The organism is Calidithermus terrae (assembly GCF_003574345.1).
Lineage (GTDB): Bacteria > Deinococcota > Deinococci > Deinococcales > Thermaceae > Calidithermus > Calidithermus chliarophilus.
Genome location: NZ_QXDL01000239.1, coordinates 1 through 5,411, shown reverse-complemented (window position 1 = coordinate 5,411; position 5,411 = coordinate 1). Strand labels below are relative to the sequence as shown.

Genomic DNA, 5,411 nt, shown 5'->3' with positions numbered 1-5,411 from the left:
GCCCACCCTCGAGCTCCCCCACCAGCTCGCGCGGGTGGCCGGGGTCGAGCTGCTCTCGCCCCCGCTGGGGCTGCTCAACGACCTCAACCGGCCCGGCGACGTTGCCGGGATCGCCGAATGGCTGCGCGAGCACGCCCCCGCTGCCGACGCGGCCCTCGTCACCCTCGAGACCCTCGCCCTGGGCGGCATGATCCCGGCCCGCCGGGTCTCGGACCCGCTCGAGGCGGCGCTGGGGCGGCTCGAGGCGCTGCGCGAGGTCAAGCGCGACAACCCCCGGCTGCGCCTGCTGGCCCACGGCGTGATCGTGCGGGTGGCCCACGACAACGACCCGCTCGAGGAGAAGCCCTACTACGGCGAGTGGGGCGCCGCGCTGCGCCGGGTGTCGGAGTGGACGGACCGGGTGGAGCGCGGGGCCGACCCCGGCGGGCTCGAGGAGGCCCGCAAGGCGGTGCCCGCCGAGGTGCTGGGGGACTGGCTTTCCACCCGCGAGCGCAACCACGCCCTGCACCAGGCGGCCATCGGCCTGCTGCAGGAGGGGGTGCTCGAGCACCTGTGCCTCACCCTCGACGACACCACCCCCTACGGGCTGGCCGCGCGCGACCGGCGGCGGCTCGAGGCCCGCCTGGACGCGCTCTCCCTGTGGAACCGGGCCGACGTGTACCCCGGCGCCGACGAGGTGGCGGCGGTGCTGCTGGCGCGGGCTCTGGTCAACGGCTCGGGCCGCAAGCCCCGCGTCTGGGTGCGCTACCCCTCGGCCCTGGCCCCGCACAGCGTGATGCTCTACGAGGACCGCGTGCTGGGCGAGCTGGTCAAGGCCCACCTGCGGGCGGCGGGCTGCGTGGCGGCCTCGAGCCCTGAAAGCGCCGACCTGATCCTGGCCGTCAACGCCCCCGCCCACCGCCAGGCCCACCGCCAGCCCGACCTCGAGGCGGTGGACACCGCCAACCGCCACCTGCCCGAGTTCGTCGAGCGCGTCGCCGAAGACCTGGGGGCGGGCCGCCGGGTCGCCGTGGCCGACGTGGCCTACGCCAACGGGGCCGAGGAGCGCTTCACCCGGCTGCTCCTGCAGGCGGTGGACGTGACCCGCCTCGCCGGGTACGCCGCCTGGAACACGGCGGGCAACACCCTGGGCAGCGCCATCGCCTGTGGGGTCTGCGCCCTCCACGGGGGCGACCCCGTGGCCCTGGCCGAGGCCACCCTCTCGAGGCTCACCGACGACTGGCTCTACCAGGGCCGCGTGCGCGGCGAGGTGCGCGAGGCGCTCGCCAACCCCAGCCCCTTCGACTTAGGCGAGCTCAAGCCCCGCGCCGAGGCCCTGGTCGAGGCCCGCATGGCCCCTTTGGTCGAGGAGCTGTGGGCGCGGCACTTCGCCTCGCGGCTGCCGGGGATGCGGCTCGAGCGCGGGCCCGCCTCGCTGGCCTGGCCCCGGCTGTTCACCGGCGTCTTCCCCTTGCGGCTCATCCGGGAGAATGGGGGCATGCGGCACGAGGACTCCAGCGCCCCGAAGCACGAGGACCCCAGCCCCCTGAAGCACGAGGGCTCCGGATCATGAAGCACGAGGACTCCAGCCTATGATCCTGGCGCTCGACGTCGGGGGAACGAAGCTGGCGGCGGCGCGGGTGGAGGGGGGGCGGGTGCTGGAGCGGCTCGAGGCCCCCACCCCCACCCACGACCGCGGCCCCGAGGCGGTGACGCGGGCCGCGCTGGAGCTGCTGCGCCCGCTCTTGCCGGGGGCTAGGGCCCTGGGCGTGGCCGCCACCGGGGGCGTGGCCGGGGGCAAGGTCACCGCGCTCAACGCCGACACCCTGCAGGGCTGGCACGCCTACGACCTGCAGGGTGCCCTGCAGGGGGCCACCGGGCTGCCCACGGCGGTCGTCAACGACGCCGACGCGGCGGCCTGGGGCGAAGCGGCCTACGGGGCCGGGCAGGGCGTGGAAAACTTCATCTTCGTGACCGTGTCCACCGGCGTGGGCAGCGGGCTGGTGCTGGGCGGCCGGCTCTACCTCAGCCGCCACGGCCTGCACGCCGAGATGGGCTACATGCGCGCGCCGGACGGCACCCCGCTCGAGCTCGTCGCCTCCGGCGGCGCCCTGGACCGCTGGGCGCGGGGGCGCGGCTGGGAGGGGGCGCGGGAGGTGGTCCGGCGGGCCGCCGCCGACCCCGCCGCCGAGGCCAAGCTGGCCGAGAGCGCGGGCCTGGTGGCCGACAAGCTGGCCGACCTCAAGGTGATGCTGGGGCTCGAGCGCGCCGTGATCGGCGGGGGGTTGGGGCTCTCGGCGGGCTACCTCGAGCGGGTGCGGGCCGCGCTGGGCCGCCTGGACCCGCTGTACGCGCTCGAGGTGCTCCCCGCCGCGCTGGGCGCGGACGCGGGCTTGATCGGGGCGGCCGACTGGGCCGGGAGGACTTCGCAATGACCGACGTGGCACGGCACTACATCGAACTGGCGCACGGCATCGAGCAGCACTTCCCGGGCTACATCGACGCCTATTTCGGCCCCGAGGACTGGAAGCCCGAGGCCATGCTGCCGCTGGCGGAGCTGGCGCGGCAGGCCGAGGGGCTGGCCCGGGCGGTGGAGGGCCTGGGGCCCGGACCGCGCCGCGCCTGGCTAAAGGCGCAGGTCGCGGCCATGCAGACCACCCTGGCGCTGCTGCAGGGCGAGGCGCTGCCCTACCGCGAGGAGGTGCGGCGGCTGTACGGCGTGGAGGCCGGGGCGGTGCCCGAGTCCCGCTTCGAGGAGGCCATCGCCGGCCTGGAGGACGTGCTGCCGGGCCGGGGGCCGGTTCCTGAGCGCCTGGAGGCCTTCCGACAGCGCTTCGTGGTGCCGCCGGGGCGGGTGGGGGAGGTGCTGGGGATTTTGCTCGAGCGCCTGGGCGAGCGGGTGCGCGGGCGCTACGGGCTGCCGAGGGAGGAGTCGTTCACGGTGGAGCTGGTCAGGGACCAGCCCTGGGGGGCCTACAACTGGTACCTGGGCGGCTACCGCTCGCGCATCGACCTCAACACCGACCTCCCCACCCACCTCTATTCCCTCCCCGACACCATGGCCCACGAGGGCTACCCCGGCCACCACACCGAGCACGTGCTCAAGGAGCTGCGCCTGTACCGCGAGCAGGGCCACGCCGAGGCCTCGATCCTGCTCATCAACTCCCCCGAGTGCGTGATCTCCGAGGGGATCGCGGTCAAGGCCCGCGCGATGGTGCTCCCGGAGGCCGAGGAGACGGAGTGGCTGCTCGAGCTCGCGCAGTACCTGGGCCTGGGCGTGGGCCGTGCCGAGGTCGAGGCCATGCAGGCGGCGGTGCGGCAGCAGCGCGCCCTCAAGCACGTCTCGGGCAACGCGGCCTTGCTGCTGCACGAGGAGAAGCGCCCCGAGGCCGAGGTGCTGGGCTACCTCCGGCGCTACGCCCTCGCCACGCCCGAGCGGGCCCGCAAGAGCCTCGAGTTCATCACCAACCCCACCTGGCGCTCCTACATCTTCACCTACACCGCCGGGGGCGACCTGCTCGACGAGCTGTTCCGGGTGCGGGGGCAGATTCCCTCCGGGACGGACAATCGTCCGTACGCCAGCGGGCAGCTTCCCGCCGAGGGCTGGTTCCGCCGCCTGCTCGAGGAGCCCGTCACGCCCGGGATGGTGCGGGCCTGGATCGAGGGGAAGGAAGGCTATGAAGCAGGAGTTTGAGCGGCTGCGGGCACGGCTGCAGGAGCTATCGGCCTGGAGCGACCTCGAGGCCTTCCCGCTGGAGTGCGAGTTCCGCGCCCCCAACACCGACTGGCTGCCGCTGGAGGTGGGGCAGGAGTGGCCCAGCCGGGCCTTCCCCGCCGAGATGATCTTCAGCGGCCACGTGCCCAGCGCCTGGGCCGGCAAGCCGGTGTGGGTGCGGCTGAACGTGGGCGGGGAGGGGCTCCTGACCCTCGACGGCAAGGCCCTGGGCGGGCTCAACCCCTTCCACCGCGAGTACCCGCTGCTCGAGGCGGCCGCGGGTGCCGAGGTGGTGGCGCTGGAGGTCGAGGCGGTGCCCAAGGGCCTCTTCGGCAGCCCGGCGCCCCACCCCCGGCTCGAGGAGGCCCGGCTCTTCGTCCCCGACCTCCAGGTGCGGGCGCTGCACACCGACTTAGCCTGCGCCCTGGACGCGGCCCAGCAGGTCCAGCCCGACGTGGCCCGGCTCCTGCTCGACGCCCTTTCCGAGACCTTCGCCCTCGTCCGGCTGCCGCGCGGCCCGGCCCAGGCCTACCTCGAGCAGCTCGAGCGCTCGGGCTGGTCGGGGATGACCGCGCAGCTTTGGGAGGAGTGGAAGTTCGACGGCCCCGGCCTGGCGCTGGGCCCGGAGCACCGCGCCAGCCTGGAGGCGGCGCGGGCCCACCTCGCGCGGCGGCTCGAGGCCATCCGGGGGCGCTACCCCCCGGCGGGCCACCTGCTCATGAGCGGCCACGCCCACATCGACCTGGCCTGGCTGTGGCCCGTGGCCGAGACCCGGCGCAAGGTCCGGCGCACCTTCGCCACCGTGCTGCACCTGATGGAGCGCTACCCCGAGCTGTGCTTCAACCAGTCCAGCGCCCAGGCCTACGCCTGGCTCGAGGCCGACGACCCTGAGCTGTTCGAGGAGGTGAAAAAGCGGGTGCGGGAGGGCCGCTGGGAGCTGGTGGGGGGGACGTGGGTCGAGCCCGACGGCAACCTGCTCTCGGGGGAGTCCTGGGCGCGGCAGCTCCTCTACGGGCAGGGCTACTTCGAGCGGAAGTTCGGGCGGCGGGCCTCGGTGGCCTGGCTGCCCGACACCTTCGGCTTCGCCGCCAACCTGCCGCAGGTGCTGAGCCAGGGCGGGCTGCCCTACTTCTTCACCACCAAGCTCAATTGGAACGAGACCGACGCCTTCCCCCACGACCTGTGGCAGTGGGAGGGCCTCGACGGCACGCGGGTGCTGGCCCACGGCTTCTGGAACCCCAACGAGAGCTACAACGGGCGGCTCGAGGCCAAGGACCTCGCGGGCACCTGGCACAACTTCAAGGGCAAGCGCCACCACCCTACCTCGCTCTACGCCTTCGGCTACGGCGACGGCGGGGGCGGCCCCAGCGCCGAGATGCTCGAGCGCTACGCCCGCTACCGCGCCTTTCCGGGGCTGCCCAGGGCCGAGATCGGGCGGGTGGAGGGCTTCTACGGGGCCGTCGAACGCCGAGCGCCCAACGCCGAAAGCCGGGAGGGCGGGGAGCAGCAAAGGCCCTTGGCTACCGACCGTCGGCCCTCGGCCACCGGCGCCCCGCCGTCCTCGGCCCTGCCTGTGTGGGTGGGGGAGATGTACCTCGAGCTGCACCGGGCCACCTACACCACCCAGGCCGAGCTCAAGCGGCTCAACCGGCGGCTCGAGCACGCCTTGGTCGAGGCCGAGGCGGCGCTGGTGCTGGCCGAGCGGGCCGGGCTGGGC

The 5,411-nt window shown here is 74.3% G+C and carries 4 protein-coding genes; all 4 read left to right on the top strand.

Translation table 11 applies throughout. The features are described from left to right. A partial coding sequence (locus Mterra_RS18335) for a DUF4127 family protein (protein ID WP_119316455.1) occupies positions 1-1,552 on the top strand: 1,552 nt, incomplete at its 5' end. A gap of 19 nt (positions 1,553-1,571) precedes the next feature. Continuing rightward, positions 1,572-2,414, top strand: a complete 843-nt coding sequence (locus Mterra_RS18330) for an ROK family protein (RefSeq protein WP_119316454.1) — start codon at positions 1,572-1,574, stop codon at positions 2,412-2,414. Next, the gene (locus Mterra_RS22550) at positions 2,411-3,673 is read left to right on the top strand and encodes a hypothetical protein (protein ID WP_170159735.1); all 1,263 of its coding nucleotides are present in this window, start codon (positions 2,411-2,413) and stop codon (positions 3,671-3,673) included. Before Mterra_RS18330 ends, Mterra_RS22550 begins: the two co-directional genes overlap by 4 nt. Next, the coding region (locus Mterra_RS18320) for a glycoside hydrolase family 38 N-terminal domain-containing protein (protein ID WP_170159734.1) at positions 3,657-5,411 on the top strand (1,755 nt) is incomplete at its 3' end. The genes Mterra_RS22550 and Mterra_RS18320, both read left to right, overlap by 17 nt.

What these genes read in the sequence shown, in the direction of transcription:
- Mterra_RS18330 (WP_119316454.1), top strand. Translation starts at nt 1,572, where the DNA reads ATGATCCTGGCGCTCGACGTCGGGGGAACGAAGCTGGCGGCGGCGCGG.
- Mterra_RS22550 (WP_170159735.1), top strand. Translation starts at nt 2,411, where the DNA reads ATGACCGACGTGGCACGGCACTACATCGAACTGGCGCACGGCATCGAG.